This window comes from Roseovarius spongiae (assembly GCF_003651245.1).
GTDB lineage: Bacteria > Pseudomonadota > Alphaproteobacteria > Rhodobacterales > Rhodobacteraceae > Roseovarius > Roseovarius spongiae.
On record NZ_RAPE01000002.1, the window covers coordinates 879,029 to 897,638 of the forward strand.

Annotated in this window: 24 protein-coding genes, 1 pseudogene and 1 other annotated feature; of the genes and pseudogenes, 4 read left to right on the top strand and 21 right to left on the bottom strand. The window is 64.6% G+C overall.

Annotated features, from left to right (window positions below; genetic code table 11):
* Positions 1 to 24 precede the first annotated feature (24 nt).
* The 17 genes from D6850_RS10955 to D6850_RS11030 all read right to left on the bottom strand — a co-directional run bounded on the left by D6850_RS10955 (position 25) and on the right by D6850_RS11030 (position 11,484).
* Positions 25 to 753, bottom strand: a complete 729-nt coding sequence (locus D6850_RS10955) for a cytochrome c biogenesis CcdA family protein (RefSeq protein WP_121166689.1) — start codon at positions 751 to 753, stop codon at positions 25 to 27.
* Positions 746 to 1,225, bottom strand: coding sequence for a hypothetical protein (locus D6850_RS10960; RefSeq protein ID WP_121166962.1), 480 nt, complete (start codon positions 1,223 to 1,225; stop codon positions 746 to 748). Before D6850_RS10960 ends, D6850_RS10955 begins: the two co-directional genes overlap by 8 nt.
* Positions 1,225 to 1,842, bottom strand: a complete 618-nt coding sequence (locus tag D6850_RS10965; protein WP_121166691.1) for a thioredoxin domain-containing protein — start codon at positions 1,840 to 1,842, stop codon at positions 1,225 to 1,227. The genes D6850_RS10960 and D6850_RS10965 overlap by 1 nt, the downstream gene beginning before the upstream one ends.
* The gene (locus tag D6850_RS10970; protein WP_121166693.1) at positions 1,839 to 2,483 is read right to left on the bottom strand and encodes an SCO family protein; all 645 of its coding nucleotides are present in this window, start codon (positions 2,481 to 2,483) and stop codon (positions 1,839 to 1,841) included. Before D6850_RS10970 ends, D6850_RS10965 begins: the two co-directional genes overlap by 4 nt.
* A gap of 51 nt (positions 2,484 to 2,534) precedes the next feature.
* The gene (locus D6850_RS10975; RefSeq protein WP_121166695.1) at positions 2,535 to 2,852 is read right to left on the bottom strand and encodes a hypothetical protein; all 318 of its coding nucleotides are present in this window, start codon (positions 2,850 to 2,852) and stop codon (positions 2,535 to 2,537) included.
* A gap of 22 nt (positions 2,853 to 2,874) precedes the next feature.
* Complete coding sequence (locus D6850_RS10980) at positions 2,875 to 3,132, bottom strand: hypothetical protein (RefSeq protein WP_121166697.1); 258 nt, start codon at positions 3,130 to 3,132, stop codon at positions 2,875 to 2,877.
* Positions 3,129 to 3,656 (bottom strand): TlpA family protein disulfide reductase, encoded by a 528-nt coding sequence (locus D6850_RS10985; protein ID WP_121166699.1) that lies wholly within the window; start codon positions 3,654 to 3,656, stop codon positions 3,129 to 3,131. The genes D6850_RS10980 and D6850_RS10985 overlap by 4 nt, the downstream gene beginning before the upstream one ends.
* Complete coding sequence (locus D6850_RS10990) at positions 3,653 to 4,231, bottom strand: DsbE family thiol:disulfide interchange protein (RefSeq protein ID WP_121166701.1); 579 nt, start codon at positions 4,229 to 4,231, stop codon at positions 3,653 to 3,655. The genes D6850_RS10985 and D6850_RS10990 overlap by 4 nt, the downstream gene beginning before the upstream one ends.
* Positions 4,228 to 4,704, bottom strand: coding sequence for a c-type cytochrome (locus D6850_RS10995; protein ID WP_121166703.1), 477 nt, complete (start codon positions 4,702 to 4,704; stop codon positions 4,228 to 4,230). The genes D6850_RS10990 and D6850_RS10995 overlap by 4 nt, the downstream gene beginning before the upstream one ends.
* A complete protein-coding gene (locus D6850_RS19850; protein ID WP_281272579.1) occupies positions 4,701 to 4,832 on the bottom strand; it encodes a hypothetical protein in 132 nt (43 codons plus the stop codon). The genes D6850_RS10995 and D6850_RS19850 overlap by 4 nt, the downstream gene beginning before the upstream one ends.
* Before the next feature lie 7 nt (positions 4,833 to 4,839).
* Entirely contained in the window at positions 4,840 to 5,322 is a 483-nt protein-coding gene (locus D6850_RS11000) for a DUF411 domain-containing protein (protein WP_121166705.1), read from the bottom strand.
* A 1-nt stretch (position 5,323) separates the two neighbouring features.
* Positions 5,324 to 6,259 (bottom strand): WD40/YVTN/BNR-like repeat-containing protein, encoded by a 936-nt coding sequence (locus D6850_RS11005; RefSeq protein ID WP_206019240.1) that lies wholly within the window; start codon positions 6,257 to 6,259, stop codon positions 5,324 to 5,326.
* 98 nt (positions 6,260 to 6,357) lie between these two features.
* On the bottom strand, positions 6,358 to 6,705 hold the full coding sequence (locus tag D6850_RS11010; protein ID WP_121166707.1) for a hypothetical protein: 348 nt from the start codon (positions 6,703 to 6,705) through the stop codon (positions 6,358 to 6,360).
* A gap of 114 nt (positions 6,706 to 6,819) precedes the next feature.
* Positions 6,820 to 7,758 carry a cation diffusion facilitator family transporter gene (locus D6850_RS11015; RefSeq protein WP_121166709.1) on the bottom strand — a complete coding sequence of 313 codons (939 nt, stop codon included), beginning with the start codon at positions 7,756 to 7,758 and terminating at the stop codon, positions 6,820 to 6,822.
* A 130-nt stretch (positions 7,759 to 7,888) separates the two neighbouring features.
* Positions 7,889 to 8,542 (bottom strand): cation diffusion facilitator family transporter, encoded by a 654-nt coding sequence (locus D6850_RS11020; RefSeq protein WP_121166711.1) that lies wholly within the window; start codon positions 8,540 to 8,542, stop codon positions 7,889 to 7,891.
* Positions 8,543 to 8,719: 177 nt separating this feature from the next.
* Positions 8,720 to 9,187, bottom strand: coding sequence for a DUF411 domain-containing protein (locus D6850_RS11025; protein WP_121166713.1), 468 nt, complete (start codon positions 9,185 to 9,187; stop codon positions 8,720 to 8,722).
* A gap of 11 nt (positions 9,188 to 9,198) precedes the next feature.
* Positions 9,199 to 11,484 (bottom strand): heavy metal translocating P-type ATPase, encoded by a 2,286-nt coding sequence (locus D6850_RS11030; RefSeq protein ID WP_121166715.1) that lies wholly within the window; start codon positions 11,482 to 11,484, stop codon positions 9,199 to 9,201.
* A 149-nt stretch (positions 11,485 to 11,633) separates the two neighbouring features.
* Here D6850_RS11030 and D6850_RS11035 point away from each other — a divergent pair.
* Positions 11,634 to 11,798, top strand: a pseudogene (locus D6850_RS11035) (MerR family DNA-binding transcriptional regulator); the annotation flags it as partial.
* A gap of 63 nt (positions 11,799 to 11,861) precedes the next feature.
* Positions 11,862 to 13,051, top strand: a protein-coding gene (locus D6850_RS11040; protein ID WP_121166717.1) for an IS3 family transposase whose coding sequence is annotated in 2 segments (ribosomal slippage) — positions 11,862 to 12,123 and positions 12,123 to 13,051 — 1,191 coding nt in all. Because the reading frame shifts where the segments join, the coding sequence is not laid out codon by codon here.
* A gap of 167 nt (positions 13,052 to 13,218) precedes the next feature.
* On the opposite strand, the gene D6850_RS11045 is transcribed toward D6850_RS11040, so the two are convergent.
* Genes D6850_RS11045 through D6850_RS11055 form a run of 3 tightly spaced genes read right to left on the bottom strand, consistent with a single transcriptional unit; the run spans position 13,219 to position 15,444 of the window.
* Positions 13,219 to 14,679 (bottom strand): DUF305 domain-containing protein, encoded by a 1,461-nt coding sequence (locus D6850_RS11045; protein ID WP_121166719.1) that lies wholly within the window; start codon positions 14,677 to 14,679, stop codon positions 13,219 to 13,221.
* Between the two features lie 33 nt (positions 14,680 to 14,712).
* Entirely contained in the window at positions 14,713 to 15,012 is a 300-nt protein-coding gene (locus D6850_RS11050) for a DUF6522 family protein (RefSeq protein ID WP_121166721.1), read from the bottom strand.
* Positions 15,013 to 15,024: 12 nt separating this feature from the next.
* Entirely contained in the window at positions 15,025 to 15,444 is a 420-nt protein-coding gene (locus tag D6850_RS11055) for an Rrf2 family transcriptional regulator (protein WP_121166723.1), read from the bottom strand.
* Positions 15,445 to 15,582: 138 nt separating this feature from the next.
* On the opposite strand from D6850_RS11055, the gene D6850_RS11060 reads away from it, so the two are divergent.
* Entirely contained in the window at positions 15,583 to 15,990 is a 408-nt protein-coding gene (locus D6850_RS11060) for a group III truncated hemoglobin (protein WP_121166725.1), read from the top strand.
* 1,617 nt (positions 15,991 to 17,607) lie between these two features.
* On the opposite strand, the gene D6850_RS11065 is transcribed toward D6850_RS11060, so the two are convergent.
* Positions 17,608 to 18,045, bottom strand: a complete 438-nt coding sequence (locus tag D6850_RS11065) for a hypothetical protein (protein WP_147438895.1) — start codon at positions 18,043 to 18,045, stop codon at positions 17,608 to 17,610.
* Positions 17,703 to 17,818, bottom strand: a sequence feature (AL1L pseudoknot). It overlaps the preceding gene by 116 nt.
* Positions 18,046 to 18,301: 256 nt before the next feature.
* On the opposite strand from D6850_RS11065, the gene D6850_RS11070 reads away from it, so the two are divergent.
* Positions 18,302 to 18,577 (top strand): hypothetical protein, encoded by a 276-nt coding sequence (locus tag D6850_RS11070; protein WP_121166729.1) that lies wholly within the window; start codon positions 18,302 to 18,304, stop codon positions 18,575 to 18,577.
* Positions 18,578 to 18,610 lie beyond the last annotated feature (33 nt).

The window sequence follows — 18,610 nt, forward strand, 5'->3', positions numbered from 1 at the left end:
CAGCGCTGGAGGGTTCCCGCCGGGTCATCCGATCCGGCCGAGCACCGGAAAGGTCTCCAGGAGCCACCACGAGAAGGCGCTGAGCTGGCCGGACATCATCGCGAGGCCCATGATCACCATGACCGCCCCCGCCGCCTGGTGCAGCCGTCGCCCGATACCCCTTATGCTGCGCAGATGCCCGGCGACGCGGTCGGTGAAGGCCGCAACGATCAGGAACGGGATGCCGAGTCCCGCCGAGTAGATCGCCAACAGCATCACCCCTTCGGACACCGTGGCGCTGGCCGCGCTGGCGGTCAGGATCGCGCCGAGGATCGGGCCGATGCAGGGCGTCCAGCCGAAGCCGAAGGCGAGGCCGAGCACATAGGATGCGACCGGTCGCCCTCCGGGCAGATTGAGGTTGAAGCGCAGATCGCGTTCCATCGCCTGGATGCGCGCGGCACCCAGCATGAAGAGCCCGAAGAGGATCACGATTGCGCCGCCGATCAGGTTCAATTCGAACCGCCACCGCAAGAGCGTCTGCCCCAGCGCGGTGGCCGACGCGCCGAGTGCCATGAAGATCGTCGAGAATCCCAGCACGAAACAGAAACTGAGCCAGACCGCCTGCCAGCGGCTGAGCCCTGCACTGCCCGCGCCGGACCGCCCGGCGATGTAGGAGACGTAGCCCGGCACCAGCGGCAGCACGCAGGGCGACAGGAAGGAGATTGCCCCGGCCAGCAGTGCCGCGATCGCGCCGAGGGAAGCCGCGTCAAGCATGCCACGACCTCCGGTGCCCGGGCCATCGCTTCAGCGCGCCGAAGTAGGCAAGGGTGGGAACGACCACCCATTGCAGCACCGGTGTCAGCCCGGCATCGATGATCGGGATCACCGGCATGATCCCCCGGTAGGCCCACGCCTCGCGGACCTCGATGTTCAGCCACTCGCTGAAAATCGTGTAACCGACGCCGAAGATGATCGTCGCCGCCAGAACCGGACCGACGCGGTCCTGTGGCCAGCGCTCCGAGCCGAACACGAAAAGCGCCAGCAGCAAGGTGCTCATCGCGATCAGCAGATCGCCGCCCGTGCAATGGACGATGGCGAAAATGATCTCGCTCCAGCTTCCCTCGAGCCAGATCGTGTAGAGCGGAACATGCGCGACTTCCCAGATCAGATGCCCTGCGACAGTGACAATCGCGAACCGGCGCAGTGCCCCAAGCCAATTCGCCTTTTCGGTTCTTGGATAGGTCATCATGGCAGCCACCCGAACAGACGCTCGAACACACCCGGTTCAGGCTGCGGGTGCGCGTTGGTCAGACCGTTGAGGTATAGCACGAGGTTCAAGGGCAGAAACTCGGAGCCGTGGAAGATCCCGACCTGCCGGCCACCGCGGTCGAGCAGGTGGATCATCGGGGTTTCATCCTGCCGCTCGCTTTGCGCCGCGAAGGCGGCTGCCAGTGTTTGGGCCGTTTGCCCGCCGCCGGCCCACGCGTATGTCCAATTGTCAGCCGGGCCGGTAACCGCGAGCGGCGAGTCGCTGACGGAGACAAACTCGACCATCTCGCGCATCGGGCCGGCATTGAGGGACCCAAGCGCCTGGCCAAGCTGCTCCTGCTGGGCTGTGCACGGGGCACCGCATCCCCTGGGCACGAAGCTGACGACGACGATTTTCCCTTTCAGTTCATCGAGGGCGACGGCGGTGCCGGGCCCGCTCCGCGCGTTCAACACTGGCACGCTGCGCGTCGGGGTGGGCTCGAAAGCCGCCTCCGTCGCGGCCATCACCTGATCCAGATTTTCGCCCGGATGGTTGGCCAGCGCAGGCGTCGCCGCTGACAGGAGCGCGGCGATCAGACGAAATATGGTCCTCATTGGTTCGCCTCCTTGGTAATGCGCATGGCAATCTCTTCGGCCAAGGCGTCGGGCGGTTGCTCGCCTTCCAAGAACACCGCCTCGAACCCGCCATTCGGCCGCATCAGGTAGATATGACCGGCATGGGCCATGCGGTATCCATCGGGTGCCTCCGCGTCTTCCACTCGCTCGTGGTAGACCTTGAAGGCTTCGGCGGCGTCCGCGACCTGAGCCTCGCTTCCGGTCAGGCCGATCAGCCGGGGGTGAAAGGCTGCGACGTATTCCGCGAGAACCGCGGGGGTGTCGCGATCGGGGTCCACCGACACGAAAAGCGGCGCGACGCGATCTGCCTTCGGCCCCAGCAGATCCAGCACGCTGCCCATGTAGGCCAGCGTCGTGGGGCAGATGTCGGGGCAATGCGTGAAGCCAAAGAACACGAGCTGCCATTGATCGGCATACGCGGCTCCGGTGACCGCCTTGCCCCGATGGTCGACGAGCGAGAATTCGGACCGGATATCGGCCTCGCCCCTATAGGTGACCTGCTGCGACGGATCGCCGTCCTTTCGAAGCATCAAAACGGTCAGGCCGATAACGAGCACCGCGATGGTGCCGGCCCAGAGGACGAGGCGGAGCCGGCGGTGCGCCGGGATGATTTGGGTCATGATGATATCAATGATGCGACGCCCGCCCGGCTGAACGGGCGGGCGAAAGGCTCAGCCGTTGTCGGCTTCGGGTTCGGCGCTGTTCATATGGCCGTTCATGGTCTGCATCATCTCGGTGCAGGCCTCCATCATCGGGCCCATCTGCGCCATCATCTTCATCATGGGCATCATGCCCTCCATGCCCTCCATGCCCTCCATGTTTTTCATGCCTTCCATATCCATGGCTCCGGACATTTCTCCGCTCTGCATATGGCCTTCAGCCATCGGCATGTCGCCGGTCTCAGGAGCAGCGTCCTGCGCCTGGACCACGGTGGCAGTCAGCAGCAAGCCAGCAAGGGCGGCTGCGGCGGTGTTGTTCATAAGGGTCATGTCATGTCCTTTCGGTTGAGGTTCAGTCGGTCGTCACGTCCGGCTTGCCTGCCGGATCGTTCTTGGCGCAGCCGCCGGAGCCGCCGCGCATGCACAGCCCCAGCGCGCACATCGCGGCACAGGGGGCGAGACTGAGGATCAGCGGCGCTGCCCCCATGGCGGTGAGCCAATCCCAGTTGAGAGCCATGCCGCCGGCGGTGACGGCCATCCCCGCCAGCATGAGGGTCCGGCGCCGGGACGGCATCGGGAGTGTCTTTCTGTCTTTCGATAGGGTGATCATCGGCCGGCTCGTCCTTTGGTGATGGTGCGTTGAAACTGGGAGATGGCCGCCGCGCTGTCCCATTCGGCGGGGCCGATGCGGCGCGCGATCTCGCGGCCGCGCGTGTCGATCAGGATGGTCGTCGGCAGACCCACGACCCCGAAGCCGAGCATCGCCCGCGTCTGATCCGCGAGGTAGATCTCCAGATGACGGATGCCGATTTCCGAATAGAACGCATGCACGGCGTCCAGTCCCCCCCGGTCGATCGACAGGGCAAGCACATGGAAATCCTCTCCGCCAAGCCGCGCCTCGAGCCGGTCGAGCGTCGGCATCTCCTCACGGCAGGGCACGCACCAGGTCGCCCAGATGTTGAGCAGCACGGTGCGGCCCCCGAAATCCGAAAGCGACAGATCGTCCCCGCGTGCGTTCCTGAACGGTGGCGAGAGCATCGCACGCGGGCTGGTGTGTTCTGCCATGACCGGCCGCGCCGATGCCGGAGAGGCCCCAAGCGCGAGCGCACCTGCGAGAAAGCCGCGCCGTCTCATGGTGCAACCCCCGCCTGAAGTTTGCGCACCACGGGCAGGATATCCTCTTCCAGCGATCGGCGGCTGAAGGGGCCGACATGCTTGTAGGCAATGCGTCCCCCGGCATCGATCACGAAGGTCTCCGGCAAACCATAGACGCCCCATTCGAGCGAGGCTCGGCCGGTGCGGTCAGCACCGATCCGGGTGTAGGGATCGCCAAGCTCTTCCAGAAAGCCGAGAGCCGCTGCGGGCTTGTCCTTGAAATTGATCCCGTGGATCGGGACGGTGCCGCTCGCGGCCAGCTCGACCAGCAACGGCATTTCCACCCGGCAGGGCACGCACCACGAGGCCCAGACATTGACGATCGAGACCTCGCCGCGCAGGTCCGCCGACGACAGCCCGTTCGAGCGGCCCTCGATCGGGGGCAGCTCGAAGGCCGGGATCTCCCGCCCGATCATCGTGCTGGGCAGACTGTCATCGCTGTTGAACAGGCCCCAGAGAAAGGCCCCGGCCAGCGCCGCGAATATCGCCGCCGGCAGCATCGCGACCAGCAGGGCCCAGCGCGGACGCTGGACAGGTGGTTGAGACTCGATCATCCCCCGCCCCCGTCATTGGCTGTCACCTCCGCCTGAAAGGCGCGCTCCCGCTCGGGCCAGCTGCTCTTGATGTAGGCCAGCACGGCGGTGATCTCGGCGTCGGACAGAATGCCCTCGAAGGCGGGCATGTCGCTCTCGTAGCCGGGAACGACAGCGCCGATCCCGTGCTTGGTGATCGTGAAGAGCTGCCGATCCGCATGATGCCAGGTATGACCCGAAGCATCATGAGGCGGTGCGGGCATGCGGCCGTTGTCCAGTCGACGCCGCCAGTCAGGCTGGCCTTCCAGCTCAGCACCGTGGCAAGAGGCGCAGTTGGCTGCATAGACCTCCTGCCCGGACGCGATCATCGCGGCATCCACCGGCTCGCCCAGAACCGTCAGCGACGGCGTTTCATCGCCCCCGCTTTCGGCCCAGGCGACCACGACCCCCAAGGCCGCGGCGCCGGCAATCCCCGCAAGAAGGAGCCGCTTCATGCCGGCCTCCGCAGGAACTTGATCAGAGCCAGAACGCTCAACACCAGCACCGCCAGCACCAGAACCAGCAAAAGCCCGCCAGCCCCCATCATCACGCTCATCATCGGCCCGCTCATCATCTCCGTCATCGGGCACTCATTCATCGGAATAGACGGCGATACCGCCCTCCCCGAAAGCGTAGGTCTTGAGCGTCCCGCTCTTGCCCGCCATGCCCGGCGCGTTGCGCGGCATGCCCGGCAGGGTGATGCCGGTGATCTCGCGGCGCTCGCTGGTCAGGCGCTGGATGATCTCGACCGGCACGAGGCCGCTGACGTAATAACCGTCCACTTCGGCCAGGTGACAGCCGAGCCCCTGCTCGGGCACACCCACGTCGATGGAGCGCGTGTCGAAGTCGCGGTCGTCGATGCGCGTGACCTGATAGCCGTTCTCCTCCGCGTAATCGGCATAGGCGTCGCAGCAGCCGCAGGACGGATCGCGCCAGATGGTCATCTGGCGGTCGGCGGGAACGGAGGCGGCCGTTGCCGCAGCCTGGTCGCTTTCGGCCATGCCGAAGGTGGCGAAGCCGAGGATGCCGGCAGTGGTGAGGGCGGCGGCGCCCAGGGTAAGCTTGGTGTTCATGTCAGCTGTCCTTGAATGGGGTTGATCTGGTCCATGTCGCGCCGCCATCGCGGCTGACCGACAGACCGCTCTCGCGAGCGGCAACGAGGTGAAGGGGATCGGCCGGATCGACGGCCAGCGCCTCTGTGGCGCCCGGCGAGGCCTGCGCCCAGTTCACGCCCGCATCCGTGGAAACCCACAGGCCGCTGGCCAGCCCGGCGTAAAGCCGCTGTGGCGCATCCGGTGCGAGCGCCAGATTGGCGATCGGCTCACCAAGGGGTAACGGCGCGGCGGGCGGCGGGCTCTTGCCGGCGGCCAGCGCGTCCATGGCGTCCCCGGCCGTCACGTCCTGCCAACGGCAGAAGCAATCGGGCACCCGGGTCAGCCCCGCCTTTGTTCCAGCGTAGAGCCAGATGCCGCCCATGCCCGAGGGGCTCGCGACTGAGACGAGGCTCAGCACGTCATGTTCAGTGCCCTCGAGGTAGGGGCGATCCATCACGAAGTGCCAGCTCTCGCCGCTATCTTCGCTGCGCCAGAGGCCGTCCCCCCGAATCGCGGCGTAGATCATGTCGGGGTCCAGCGCGGCTACGGTGAGCGCCGTGATAGGGGCGGCGGGCAGGCCGGCTCCGGCCTCGGCCCATGTCAGCCCGCCATCGAGGCTGCGACGCAGCCCGCCACCCTCCAGCGCCGCGAGAAGCGTGCCCTCACGCTTTGGGTGGCTGGCGAGAGCTGTGATCCGAGAAGCGAACGGCAATTGGCGGGCCGTGCCGGAGAGGAGGCGCCGTAGTCCGGCCTCGGTGGCCGCGACGAGAGTATCGCCGTCGAAGGCAAGGGCATGGATCGCCTCGCCGGTCGCGGCGAGAGAGATATGCGGAAAGATTGGCGCAGCACCGAGCGCGGCCAGGCCACCGCCCAGAAAGCGTCTGCGCGAGACGTCGCGCGGTTTGAAGACAGACATGAAAGCAGTTCCCGAAGAGGACGAATGGCGTCGATCGCGCACCGGCCGGACTGCGGCGGATGCAACGAGACCAGGCCGTCACCTCGGGGTGCGGCCGGTCAGCTCAGGAAGGTGCTTCGTGGGGGGAAGGGGTCGGACCCCGGATCAAGGCCCGCGAGATCGAGATCGCCAGACGTTTCCAGGGGTGAGGAGCGCAGATTCAGCCCGGCTGTCCGGGCATCCCGGACCGTCGACAGAACGGGCGCCGTGCAATCCATGTCGCAGACGACGGCGTCCGACGTGTCCTGCGTGCAGGCAGGGCAGATATCACCCTGCTCCGCATCGATCACCGTTGCGGCGCTGGCCATCTCCAGGGACATCTTCGCGCCAGCCAGGTCATGCCCAAGCATGCCGCCCAAAAGGGCGAGCGAAAGGCAGAGCGTGGCAAGGCGGACCAGAAAGCGCATGGGGAAGGAGTTAGGATATCTTACCCCTTTTGTCGATCCTCGCCTCCTTGCAGGGTCATCAACAATTCCGGAGGTCGCTACGTAGATAGACTGCGTCGTCACTCGCCTGAGCAATCATCTGTCCGCGCCCGCACCCGCTGACAGGCTATCGTGTCCGAAGAGAGGCGCATTTTCATGGGGGTTATCGGCGGTCTCGAACTCGAGGCTGGAATGGCCGATGCCGAAATCCTCCTCCAGTCTCCCCTTCAGCGCCTGCTTCACCGCGCCGAGGCGCGACCAGTCGTCATCCTCCAGCACGACATGGCAATCGAGCGCCACCTCGTGCTCCTGCATCTGCCATAGGTGGACATGGTGCACATCGCGAACGCCCTCGACCGTCACCATCGCCCGGACCACCGCCTCGGCGTCCATGTCCGGCGGGCTGCCGAGCATCAATATCCGGACCGGCCCGCCGATCTCGGTCAGGGCGAGATAGAGGATGTAGAGCGCGATGCCGATGGTGATCGCGGGATCGATCCAGCGCAGGTCGTAGAGGATGATCAAAGTGCCGCCGACAATGACCGCCACCGAGGCGAGCGCGTCCGAGAGGTTGTGCAGGAAGAGCGCCCGGATGTTCACGCTGCCCTTTTGCATCGAATAGGTCAGCCCTGCGGTCAGGGTGTCGATCACGAGCGCGACGCCGCCCAGGATCACCACCGTCCAGCCCGCCACCTGAGGCGGATCGATCATGCGCATCCCACCTTCGTAGATCAGGTAGATCCCGACCAGGATCAGGGTGGTGTAGTTGACCAGGGCCGCCACGATCTCGATCCGGCCGTAGCCGAAGGTCATGCGCTCGTCCGCGGGGCGTCGCGCGATCTTGCGGGCGACGAAGGCGATGACCAGCGACGCCATGTCCGAAAAATTGTGCAGTGCATCGGCGATCAGCGCGAGTGATCCCGAAAAGATGCCCCCAACGATTTGCGCGACGGTAAGGAGCGCGTTCGCCCAGATGGCAATCGAAACCCTGCGGTCACCGCTTTCGGGGTCGATATGGGCGTGATCGTGCGGCATGGCGGCTCTCCAAATTCGATGGCCTTGTCTATGCGGAAGCAGACGAGGCATCGTGACATGCCGAGCAACACTGCGCTGTCCCGCCACAAGCTCAAAGCAGCCTCCACACACGCGAAGATGCTGCTATTTATCATGCCGGCCTCTCGGCATCGTCCGGATCAACCGACAGCGCATCCTTGGTGGCTTCCAATCCCTCCCAGGCGACGTAGGGGACAATGAGAAGCGCAGCGACGGGATCGGCCCACCACCAGCCGAAGGCCTGCGTCAGGGCGAGGCCGATCAGGACCACCACCGTCTGATACTCGCAGATCAGCGTGTCCTTGGCGTCATACTTCAGCGCGGGCGAGCCCAGGCGCTTGCCGTAGCGGTGCTTGCCCCACGCCAGGAACGGATTGACCACGAGGGAAACCAGAAGGATCGCGATCCCCCACCACGAGAAGCCTGGCGCTTCGCGCGAGACGAAGGCTGACACTGCCTCGTATAAAATCGCCGCGACCACGATCCAGAACGCTGCCGCGACGACCGAAAGGGCGACCTTCTTGCGTTTGAGAACCGTGCGCGGGTCGGCGCCCCGTTCCTCGGCCCGCAGGCGCCAGATCAGCGTGCCGGCAGAGGTGGCTTCGACGGTGCTGTCGAGCCCCCAGCTTATAAGTGCGGCGCTGCCAGTGAGAAGGCCAGCCGTCACCGAGACGACGACTTCCAGGATGTTGTAGACGAGGCTGGCGACCTCAACGCGAACTCCGCGCCGCAGGTCCGCTTGGCGGTCATCTTGCTGCTCTGCCATGACAAGCTCCTTGTGGGACGTGTGATCGGGTGGCGTTATGGATGGCTTGAACGCGCGGAGGCGAAAGTCGCGGAGCGGGCGTTTGGAGAACCGTCAGAGGCCGGTGCGCTCCTGTCGCCGTGACCGCGCGCGAGACAGAATTGGCGTGCTGGCAGTGCACAACATCTTGATCTGCCCTCATGTGGCCTCGTAGCGAGAAAATATCTCCGTGCTGCCATCCTGCCGGATCAAGAAGACATCATAGGCTTCGCGCGCGTCTTCGGGACCCATGCCCGGCGAGCCGAAGGGCATGCCCGGCACGGCGAGGCCGACGGCGTCCGGACGCTCGACAAGCAATCTGCGAATGTCGGCCGGCGGCACATGTCCCTCGATCATGTAGCCCTCGATCTCGCCGGTATGGCAGGAGGTCATTTTCTGGAGGATGCCGTTCTCGAGCTTGTGCCTGACGAGGAGCGTGCCGTAGCTGCTTTCGGTGGTCACGGTGAAGCCGTCTTTGCGCAGGATGTCGATCCAGGCCGAGCAGCATCCGCAATTCGGGTCCTTCAGGACGTGGATCGCAGGCATGCCCTGCGTCATCGCTGCGAACGGAGTGGCAGCGGCGAAGCCTGCCGTGCAAGCCAGCATGGCGCGTCTGGTGATGGTCATTGTGTCTCCTCTCAGGTCGTTGCGGATGCGCGTTCACGATCCGAGTTCAGTTGGGGTCGGCCGGCACGTCCGACCACGTCTTCCGCCCCTGAAGGCCGGAAGAACAGCAGCCGCAGGGCGTTCATCGTGACAAGCACCGTGGCGCCGGTGTCGGCCAGGATCGCGATCCAGAGGCCGGTAATCCCGAGCACGGTGGTCACGAGGAAGATCGCCTTGAGGCCCAGTGCGATGGCGATGTTCTGGCGGATATTGGCCATGGTCGCGCGGGCGAGGCGGATTTGCCCGGCCACGTCCGTAACGCGGTTGCGCAGGATCGCCGCGTCGGCGGTCTCCAGCGCCACGTCGGTGCCAGACCCCATCGCGACACCGACATGCGCGGCGGCAAGTGCGGGGGCGTCGTTGATCCCGTCGCCGATCATCGTCACACGCGCGGACGTCGTCAGATGGCGGATCGCCGTCACCTTGTCCTCGGGCATCAGCTCGGACCGATGCTCGATCCCGAGCCCGTCCGCGATGGCTCGGGCGGTGCGTGCATTGTCCCCGGTCAGCATTATCGATGAGATGCCGAGGGCGCGAAGCTGCGCGACGGATTCCGCCGCGTCGGCGCGCGGCTCGTCCCGCTGCGCGACAAGGCCAAGGGGCACGTCTTCGCGCAGCACGATCACGACCGTCTTGCCCTGGGCTTCCAGCGTTGCCACGTGGCTTCGCAGGTGGTCCGAGAGCGCGCCGCGCTCCTCTGCCAGTCGCGGAGAACCCACGCAGACGGTGACGCCGTCGATGGATGCTTCGGCGCCCTTGCCGGGCAGCGTGCGGCCGCCGGTGGCCGCAGCCGCGTCAATGCCCCGCCGCTCGGCCTCCGCACAGATTGCCTGCCCGAGCGGATGGCTCGCGCCGTTCTCGACCCCGGCGGCGAGGGACATGAGCCTATCCTCGCTCCCGCTCAGCACCGAGACGTCCGTCACGCGGGGCTTGCCGTGTGTGAGCGTGCCGGTCTTGTCAAAGGCGACATGTGTGGTGCGGGCCGCCGCCTCGATCACCGCACCGCCCTTCATGAGAAGGCCGTTCCGGGCCCCGGTCGAGAGCGCCGAGGTGATCGAGGCGGGCACCGAGATCACCAGCGCGCAGGGGCAGCCGATCAGCAGCAGGGCCAGCGCGCGGTAGACCCATTCGCCCCAGGCCTGCCCGAAGGCCAGCGGCGGGACGACCGCGACCAGAAGCGCAGCCCCCACCACGGCGGGCATGTAGACCCGGCTGAACCGATCGATGAACCGTTCGGTCGGGGCACGGGCGCTCTCGGCCTCTTCAACCAGCCGCACGATGCGGGCGATGGTGTTGTCCTCGGCCGCCTTTGTGACCCGCACCCGCAGCACCGCCTCGGCATTGATCGACCCGGCGAAGACCTCCGCGCCGGGCTCCTTGAGGCTCGGGATGCTCTCGCCGGTTACCGGGCTCTCGTCTACGCCTGACGTGCCGCTCATCACTTCGCCATCGCAGGGCACCCGGTCGCCGGGGCGGACCTGCACGACCTGGCCCACCTGGAGTGCCTCGGCCGAGACCTCCCGAACCCTGCGGCCCACTTCGAGCCGCGCCGTCTTCGGCACCAGTTTCGAGAGCGCCCGGATGCTGTCGCGCGCCTTGCCCGCCGAGACGCCTTCAAGCAGTTCGCCCACGGCGAAGAGGAAGACGACCAGCGCAGCCTCTTCCGGCTCGCCAATCACCAGCGCACCGCCGGCGGCGATCGTCATCAACATCTCGATGGTGAAGGGCATACCTGCCCGGGTCATCGCAAAGGCGCGCTGCGCTACAGGCACGAGCCCGACCAAGGTCGCCAAGATGAAAGCCCAATGCGCCGTTTCGGCGGTAACGACGAGCCGGGACGCCCATGCCGCCGCGAGCAGGGCCCCGGTGCCAAGCACAAGGCGACCCTTGGCGGTTCTCATCCACGAGGTCGGCCCAGTTTCGGGCGCCCCGGCGTCTTCCAGTCCGGTGCCGGCCCCTGGGGCCTCCGCAGATGCCGGGAACGCGCCATCGGGCAGGATGAAGCCCCCCTTGGGCTTTTCCGGCCGCGCGCCCTTGGGTGCGATGCCGAAGCCGAAACTGCGCACGGCCTTCTCGATCCTCTCGGGCGACGTCTGGCTTTCGTCGAGCGTCAGGCGCAGTTGCTCGGCCATGAGCGCGACATCGACATCCCTGACACCGGGCAGGCGTTCGACCGCGCCGCGCACCTTCGCGGCGCAGGAGCCGCAATCCATGCCTGTCACGCGCCACTCGCGTTGTTCTGCGATCCCGTCGGCCATGACGGACCTCCCGCTGTGATTCCCGGTCGGGTTTTGATATAAGAGCTACAGCCACTGTAGGTTCAAGCTGCGCCGAGAAAATTCCCGCCTTTCCGGCCGGGGCGAGAGCACACGAATGCAACGACCGAAGTTTGATGAGGAGACCTCGCATGCTTTCCATAGGCAGCTTGGGAAAGCGGACCGGCACCAAGGTGCAGACGATCCGCTACTACGAGCAGATCGGCTTGATGCCCGAGCCCGGCCGGACCGAAGGCGGCCAGCGACGTTACGAAGATGTAGAACTCGACCGCCTCGCGTTCATTCGCCATTCCCGGTGACCTGCCACGGGATTTTTCCTCCATTTGGAATTAGAGTCCGCCCCAACGAAGGGACGGACAATGAAGCGAACGAGATACAGCGAAGAACAGATCATCGGCATCCTTACCGAGCATGAGGTAGGCGCGAAGTGCGCCGATCTGTGCCGCAAGCACGGGATGTCGGAAGGCACCTTTTATGCCTGGAAAGCCAAGTTTGGTGGGATGACGGTTTCGGACGCCAAACGACTGAAGGCGCTGGAGGACGAGAACGCCAAGCTGAAGAAGTTGCTGGCGGAGCAGATGCTCGACGCTGCGGCGATGAAGGAACTGCTCTCAAAAAAATGGTAGGGCCCGCCGTGAAGCGCGAAGCCGTTGCGCATCTGCGGGCCAGGCTTGGCCTGTCGGAACGGCGGGCCTGTCAGATTGTTGGAGCGGACCGCAAGATGATCCGCTACCGGTCCGCGCGACCGCCCGAGACCCGGCTGCGCCAGCGGCTTCGGGATCTGGCCAATGAACGCCGCCGGTTCGGTTATCGGCGGCTATTTGTGCTGCTGCGCCGGGAGGGAGAACCCTCCGGGATCAACCGTATCTACCGGCTGTATCGAGAAGAAGGGCTCACGGTGCGCAAACGCCGGGCCAGGCGCAAGGCGGTAGGAACCCGGGCACCGATCCTGGTCGAGGCCCGGCCCAATGCGCGCTGGTCGCTGGATTTTGTCCATGACCAGCTCGCCAGTGGCCGGCGGTTCCGCATCCTGAACGTGGTCGATGACGTGACGAGGGAATGCCTGGCGGCCATTCCGGACACATCGATCTCGGGGCGGCGTGTCGCGCGGGAATTGGCGGCCTTGATCGAACGGCGTGGAAAGCCCGGCATGATTGTCTCGGACAACGGCACCGAACTGACCAGTAACGCGATCTTAACCTTCGTTACCGCGCAGGGGATCGAATGGCATTACATCGCCCCGGGCAAGCCGATGCAGAACGGGTTTGTGGAGAGTTTCAACGGGCGCATGCGCGATGAACTCCTCAACGAAACCATGTTCCGCAACATGCCCCATGCGCGCGCCGTAATCCGTGCCTGGGCAGCAGATTACAACGAGGAGCGCCCACATTCGGCGCTTGGCTATCAGACGCCCAAGGCGTTCGCCGAGCGCCTGATCACCGCAACCGACACCCGCGCTGCGCCATCTGAAAGCTCCGCGCGGATGCCGGTTGCTCCACCTGCGCCAATCGGCGTATCAACCCGAAGGGCTCTGGTTCCGGATGGGTGAAAGTTCAGTGGCAGGTCATTGCCACCCTTTTGCGTTTACGTGAGGGGACGGAAAGTGATCGGCGGCATTCCTGCCAAGAATGCCGCCAGACGAACCGCCAGGTTGGTCTCCTGCAACGCGAGGCATGTCTTTCGCAGCGGCTCTTACGCAGCACTTCGCGCGGAGAGTTAACTATCTGGCATCTTGATCCCGCGTGCCTCGAGCCAGGCGCGCATGGCGTCGATCTCCTGCTGCTGTTCGGCGATGATGTGCCGGGCCAGGTCCATGTTCTCGGCATCGGAACCTGCGGCGAGTTGGATGCGGGCCATGTCGATGGCCCCCTTATGGTGCGGGATCATGCCGAGCACGAAGGCTATGTCGGGGTCGTCGTGCCGGAGGCCGGCCATCATCTCAACGTGCATCCCCATCATCGACTGCGCATAGGCGTCGGCAATGGAGGTGTCGCCAAGGTCGGCCGGCGTGACCGGCGAGAGCTCATCGCCCTCGCGCAGGGTCTCCATCGCCTGCGGTCCGTGCGGATGATCCAGCGAATAGGAGTGCGTGGCCATCTCGCCCCGCTCGGCGCGGATCTCGGCCATCGTCCGGGTTTCGGTGCCGTAGAAGACGGCGTGCAGACCCCAGTAGGCCGTGACGAAGATCACCAGCGCCCCGGTCAGACCGATCGGCACGCCGACAAGCGCGCGCCGGATCCAGGACCAGAAGTGGAGTTGCCGGGTATGGTCCACGGCGATCACGACGATGATCGCCATGATGAGGGCGTGGCCGATCAAGTCGACCCGGCCGAAGGGATAGACCGCGGCATTGAAGATCACGAAAAGCGCGATGGCCGAAAGGCGACGCACCAGCGGCGTGGCCAGCAGGCCGAAGCCCATGGTGAACTCCGCCACGCCCGCCATCGGGATGAACATGTCGCGCGGGATACCGAAGGTCAGGAAGGGCTTTTCCTCGACCAGGGGGTAAAACCATTCGGGATAGGCGAACTTTTCAAGACTGGACCACATCAGCGCGATCGCGACGCCCCAGCGGAGCACCTCGAAGCGGTGCTTGCGCCAATCCTCCCGCCCCGAGGATTCAAGCACCAGGTAGGCCGCCGCGGCCACGCCGAGCGCGAGGTAGTCGAGCAGGTGGAACGGATCGTAGTCGCGCAGCGCCAGCACCCAGAGAAAGATGATCCCGGCCGCTGAAAGTGGCATGGTCTTGCGCGAGACGATGCCCGTCGCGATGAGCAATTGAAGCCAACTCACCCATTCCGCCGGGGTCTTGAGGTCGGGCGTCAGGTAGACGCCGCCGACCGAGAAGATCGCGACGAAGAAGCCGGCGATCACGATGCGGACAAAGTCGTCGAGCCTGAACCAGAGGGGGTTCGTGACGCGGTCCATCGCATCGAGGGTCGTCTCTCCGACGGGCGTGCGCTCGACAAGACGCGAGGCGGTGAAAAAGGCCAACACCAGAACGATGCCGGTCCAGAACCAGGGATCCGTCAGGGTCCGGGTGATTGGCGCTGGTGCCGCGTCGACGATGTATGGTGCGAACCACTTCACATGAGCCGAGGCCGCTGCCGGCGCCAACGCACCGGCGAACGCCAGGGCGAAGCCGAGGCCTGGTTTGCGGAGGAGGGAGGACAGCATGAGGGATGCCCCTTCATTGTAAGGAATTGATGATCAGGTCTTCGCACTCATGATCGCGAGGTCGATCGGACCCGCGGCCGGCGCGTGTGCAGGGAAGGTCGCGCGCGACAGGATCGTGCCGCTCTGGTCGACGACGAGACGCAACGCCCGGCCTCCGCAATAGAAGGTCAGGCGCCAACGACCGGCGTCCTCGTCGACACCGGTCTCGCAACGACTGGTAATCTCACCGGCACGGAGCCTCGCGGGAACGTTGGCGGGCGGCAGATCGAAAGCATCGCCTACTATCTCCGCGTCGACCACAAAGCCATCAGTGCTGAAAGACACGTTGCCCATGACGCTCTCCTTTCAGGCCACGGCTGGCGCAGGCGTCGGCAAGGCGACGTCGGCCAGCGTCGAGCGATCGAGTTCGGCCAGGAACGCCGCCTCCGCAGCGTAGAGCTTGCCTTTCAGGCAACAGACCGGGGTGACGCAGCAGGCCCCGTCCGGAGAGAAACACTCGACGAGTGCCTGATCCTGCTCGAGGAGCCGCACGAGATCTCCCAGGCCGATTTCGCTGGCGGGACGTGCAAGCGTCGCACCGCCGCCGGTGCCGCGGCGCGTGGTAACGAACCCGTGCCGGGCGAGGCGCTGGATGATCTTGTTCAGGTGATTGCGCGAGATGCCGAACTCGTCTGCGATCTCCGCCGTCGAGAAGGCGCGCTCCGGGGCACTGGCCATGCGCATGAGCGCCCGAAGTCCAAAATCGGTGAAGCTGGTCAAGCGCATCTGGTGGCCTCGCTATAAATTGGTATTTACAATACTCATTAGAGGCTCTATCTCGCTCCCGCAACAATCGTTCACGCCAAGTCAGTCATGTCCCAGACGCAAGCCTCCCTCCCGCCGATCCGCTCGGCACGCCCTGCCATGACCCGGGAAATTATGAAGAGGACCGGCCTCACCGAAGCTGTGCTCACCGACCTTGTGCATGGCTTCTACGGCAAGATCCGCCGCGATCCGGTGCTTGGTCCGATCTTCGCGGAACGGATTACCGACTGGGGACCCCATCTCGCGAAGATGGTCGACTTCTGGTCATCGGTCGCGCTGATGACCGGGCGCTATCACGGAGCGCCGGTGCCGAAGCACGTGGGCTTGCCAGTGACCTGGACGCATTTCGACCGTTGGCTTGATCTTTTCCGGGAAACGGCTGGCGAGGTCTGCACACCGGAGGGCGCGGCGCATGTGATCCAGCGGGCGGGACGGATCGCCCGATCGCTGCATATGGCCAGTCAAGATGCGCGCCGGCCAGCCGGATGTGTGCCGAACCTGGTTTGAAAGGTGTCAGGCCGGCTACCGCGAGCCTGTGGAAGCCCCGGCGTAGCCCTTCTCCTCAACAGGCTTTAGGCAGCGGCCCCGATCTGTTGTTGACGCTTCGGCCTGCTCACGTCGGGCATTGCAACCTTCCTCGACGAAGCGGATCCGCGTCATCGAGGAACTGGACGCAACTGCCGTCGAAGCAGAGACACCCGCACCGTCGAAGCTCCGTCTGTTTGCCGAGATCGCCGAAAAGAGATTGCGCGCCTGGTGTGCCCGACGAAGGATTGCCAGCGATCCGGACCATGACGGCAATCGAAGCATTGGAGATGGTGGAAGAGGATTTCAACCCGCTCACCTACCAAGTCCCCTAACCGCTCGCCGCCGGCTATTCGGACCAGGAAGTCTATGACCGGGGTCGCGGTGGAACCGCAAATAGCGCAGGAGAGGCCACCACGTTGCCAGCCGCGGGCTGTCATGTCTCGGAGATCTCGCCGATGAGGCGAAGCCGGGACCAGCGGAGAGAATGTCTCCTCCGACCAGTTGATTGAGACCGAGGAGAACAGACAGACCACCTCCATCGCCGAAAGCGAGGCCGAACTTCCTCGGGTCCTTGAGGCGGGGCTCGAGGGATGGCGGGTCTTCCTTCATCCCGAGCAACGCAAGCCTGCACGCTTCTGCACGTCGCTACGGCCCGCGCAAAGAAGGCGCTGCGCGTTTCATGTTCCAGCGCCCCGACGAAGCTCATGACCTCTTAAATTTACGCCGCGAAAAACACGGGGGAAACCCAAACGAAGACGGGCGTAGCTCGGCCATCCTGTGGTGGTTGCCCCGGAACGTCCCAGTATCTGTGCTTGCCGGTCGTCAGCCCGGACCTGGGTAGTAGGTTGAGAGGCGGCTATGCATCCTCGACGACGCACTTTCCCGCCACCGCCTTCGAACAGTGACGGCACGAATGCTCCACTGCTGCGCGCCGCAGCAGAGCACCCGTTCCGCAGCTGTCCAAAGACGGCATAGGTCATGCTGCCGAACCCGGGCTTCGACAGCTACCCTGCGCCAGAGAAACCGGCACAGAGTGTTGGCTTGGGGGGCACACGTGTTCGCCCCGTGTCGCGTCACTTCCCGATCTCCGGCCCTTACAATTCCCCTGCTGCGCGCCGCAGCGGATCTGCAAGAGCAAGCTCTCGTTCAGCAACAAGTGCACCTGACACGATGAACATATGTATCGATGCTCGCCGAGCCCAAAGCGCTGACGCCGCAATTGTAAGATTTTTTCACCTGCTCGGGACCCGGCTGGTTCTTGGCCGAAAGATTGGCCCGTTCGCGGCACTCGAAATGCCCAAGTTGATGCCGCAACGCGGCTCTTTCAGGGGGATTCTCTGATTCCTCTGATTCAGGGCCAGTATTTTCATTTGGAAACAACCTCTTGGAGGACCTGCCAACGCAAATTCCCCGCAAGATGACGCAGGAACTCCGCCATATGACGAGATTTCCCCGCGAAATGACGCAAAAGTTCCGCCAGATGACGATATATCTCCGCGCGATTCTGCAACCTACGTCTTCACGGCGACGATAGATAACGACGCCGGAAAATTCGCACCGAGGCGAGCGAGTTGTTGTTGCGTCTTGGCTACCGGGTCACGCTTCGACAGCCTCAAAGCTGCGCCATGGGCCACGCCGGACCTCGGCCTTGAACAGACCGTTGATCGTTTCGGCCAGGAATAGCAGGTAGACGGGGCGATCGGCAGCAGCTTGCAGATCGGCTCGACCCCGTGCTCGGCGCGATGAGCATCGATGAACGACACCATCACTTCGACCGGCGTCGAGCTCCGCCATGGCAAAATATGCCGAGGCTTTGCGGAGTATCTCGTTCGCCTGGCGCAGCTCCCGGTTCTTTCGCTCGAGCACTTTGATCTTCTCGGCAGTATCGCTCGTGATCCCCGCGCGCTGTCCGCCGTTCACCCCGGCCTTTCTGATCCGGGTGTTCAGCGTGTTCGCGGAGCAGCCAAACTTCGCGGTTATGGAAGCAATCGCCTGCCAGCGAGACCCATGCTGACCCTGATTGTCGAGGGCCATCCGCACAGCGCGCTCGCGGACCTCCGGGGAAAAATTCTTTCGTCGTTTTCACATGATGGCTTCAGTCTACTCAAAAGTTGGAGCCTCCGGCAGACCCGGTGCGGTTCATGCCCCTTGACCGAAACGGCGTTGTGTATGGTGTCGGCGTTCAAAGGCCGCGAGGAGTCAAGGTCCGGAGCCAGACTTCCAATAGTTTTTCCGAGCACCCCGCATCGGAACCAATTCCCCTCCAGATCAACGCAATCTGGAGACCATCATGATCTTTCCCCCGGATGAAATTTTCACCGCCGCGGAAGCAGCGGCCGAACTCAACAGGTCCGCAAAGCAGGTTCGTCGCTACCTCGCGGCGGGCATCCTCGGCGGCAATCGCAAAAGCGGTCACTGGACGACGACGGCGCTCGACATCTGGCGTTTCAAGAACATCGCCGACGAGATGCTGGAGAACTGGCGTCGCTATTGCCTCGAGCTCGAGGAGCGCGGGGAATTCAATAAATTAAATGAGAACAACAATTTGGAAGGATCGGGGAAATAGGAGGGTCTGCACGGGGTCGGAGTGAAGACCCTC

Excerpts from the sequence above, each read along its gene's own strand:
- D6850_RS10955 (WP_121166689.1), bottom strand. The coding sequence starts at position 753 with ATGCTTGACGCGGCTTCCCTCGGCGCGATCGCGGCACTGCTGGCCGGG.
- D6850_RS10960 (WP_121166962.1), bottom strand. The coding sequence starts at position 1,225 with ATGACCTATCCAAGAACCGAAAAGGCGAATTGGCTTGGGGCACTGCGC.
- D6850_RS10965 (WP_121166691.1), bottom strand. The coding sequence starts at position 1,842 with ATGAGGACCATATTTCGTCTGATCGCCGCGCTCCTGTCAGCGGCGACG.
- D6850_RS10970 (WP_121166693.1), bottom strand. The coding sequence starts at position 2,483 with ATGACCCAAATCATCCCGGCGCACCGCCGGCTCCGCCTCGTCCTCTGG.
- D6850_RS10975 (WP_121166695.1), bottom strand. The coding sequence starts at position 2,852 with ATGACCCTTATGAACAACACCGCCGCAGCCGCCCTTGCTGGCTTGCTG.
- D6850_RS10980 (WP_121166697.1), bottom strand. The coding sequence starts at position 3,132 with ATGATCACCCTATCGAAAGACAGAAAGACACTCCCGATGCCGTCCCGG.
- D6850_RS10985 (WP_121166699.1), bottom strand. The coding sequence starts at position 3,656 with ATGAGACGGCGCGGCTTTCTCGCAGGTGCGCTCGCGCTTGGGGCCTCT.
- D6850_RS10990 (WP_121166701.1), bottom strand. The coding sequence starts at position 4,231 with ATGATCGAGTCTCAACCACCTGTCCAGCGTCCGCGCTGGGCCCTGCTG.
- D6850_RS10995 (WP_121166703.1), bottom strand. The coding sequence starts at position 4,704 with ATGAAGCGGCTCCTTCTTGCGGGGATTGCCGGCGCCGCGGCCTTGGGG.
- D6850_RS19850 (WP_281272579.1), bottom strand. The coding sequence starts at position 4,832 with ATGACGGAGATGATGAGCGGGCCGATGATGAGCGTGATGATGGGGGCT.
- D6850_RS11000 (WP_121166705.1), bottom strand. The coding sequence starts at position 5,322 with ATGAACACCAAGCTTACCCTGGGCGCCGCCGCCCTCACCACTGCCGGC.
- D6850_RS11005 (WP_206019240.1), bottom strand. The coding sequence starts at position 6,259 with ATGTCTGTCTTCAAACCGCGCGACGTCTCGCGCAGACGCTTTCTGGGC.
- D6850_RS11010 (WP_121166707.1), bottom strand. The coding sequence starts at position 6,705 with ATGCGCTTTCTGGTCCGCCTTGCCACGCTCTGCCTTTCGCTCGCCCTT.
- D6850_RS11015 (WP_121166709.1), bottom strand. The coding sequence starts at position 7,758 with ATGCCGCACGATCACGCCCATATCGACCCCGAAAGCGGTGACCGCAGG.
- D6850_RS11020 (WP_121166711.1), bottom strand. The coding sequence starts at position 8,542 with ATGGCAGAGCAGCAAGATGACCGCCAAGCGGACCTGCGGCGCGGAGTT.
- D6850_RS11025 (WP_121166713.1), bottom strand. The coding sequence starts at position 9,187 with ATGACCATCACCAGACGCGCCATGCTGGCTTGCACGGCAGGCTTCGCC.
- D6850_RS11030 (WP_121166715.1), bottom strand. The coding sequence starts at position 11,484 with ATGGCCGACGGGATCGCAGAACAACGCGAGTGGCGCGTGACAGGCATG.
- D6850_RS11045 (WP_121166719.1), bottom strand. The coding sequence starts at position 14,679 with ATGCTGTCCTCCCTCCTCCGCAAACCAGGCCTCGGCTTCGCCCTGGCG.
- D6850_RS11050 (WP_121166721.1), bottom strand. The coding sequence starts at position 15,012 with ATGGGCAACGTGTCTTTCAGCACTGATGGCTTTGTGGTCGACGCGGAG.
- D6850_RS11055 (WP_121166723.1), bottom strand. The coding sequence starts at position 15,444 with ATGCGCTTGACCAGCTTCACCGATTTTGGACTTCGGGCGCTCATGCGC.
- D6850_RS11060 (WP_121166725.1), top strand. The coding sequence starts at position 15,583 with ATGACCCGGGAAATTATGAAGAGGACCGGCCTCACCGAAGCTGTGCTC.
- D6850_RS11065 (WP_147438895.1), bottom strand. The coding sequence starts at position 18,045 with ATGGCCCTCGACAATCAGGGTCAGCATGGGTCTCGCTGGCAGGCGATT.
- D6850_RS11070 (WP_121166729.1), top strand. The coding sequence starts at position 18,302 with ATGATCTTTCCCCCGGATGAAATTTTCACCGCCGCGGAAGCAGCGGCC.